The sequence below is a fragment of the Bacillus sp. SIMBA_154 genome, assembly GCF_046536015.1.
In the GTDB taxonomy this organism is placed as follows: domain Bacteria; phylum Bacillota; class Bacilli; order Bacillales; family Bacillaceae; genus Bacillus; species Bacillus pumilus_P.
This window is the reverse complement of sequence record NZ_JAWJBV010000216.1, coordinates 1-276: the sequence shown is the minus strand read 5'-3', so window position 1 is coordinate 276 and position 276 is coordinate 1. Positions and strand designations below refer to the sequence as shown.

Genomic DNA, 276 nt, shown 5'->3' with positions numbered 1-276 from the left:
AATTGAAGAACTGCAGCAAGAAAATCTGCAGCTGAAAAAACAGCTTGAAGAAGCAAGCAAAAAACAGCCGGTGCAGTCCAATACAACCAACTTTGACATTCTGAAAAGGCTGTCCAACCTTGAGAAACATGTATTCGGCAGCAAACTTTATGACGAATAAGGCAGAAGCACTTGTCAAATGAGACAAGTTGCTTTATAATGAACAAGTGTTCTTAACGTTCGGGTAATCGCTGCAGATCTTTGAATCTGTAGAGGAAAGTCCATGCTCGCACGGTG

At 41.7% G+C, this 276-nt stretch carries 1 pseudogene; it reads left to right on the top strand.

The window, feature by feature from the left end:
- Nucleotides 1-160 (top strand): annotated as a pseudogene (locus tag R0K30_RS21790) (cell division regulator GpsB); the annotation flags it as partial.
- Nucleotides 161-276: the final 116 nt, after the last annotated feature.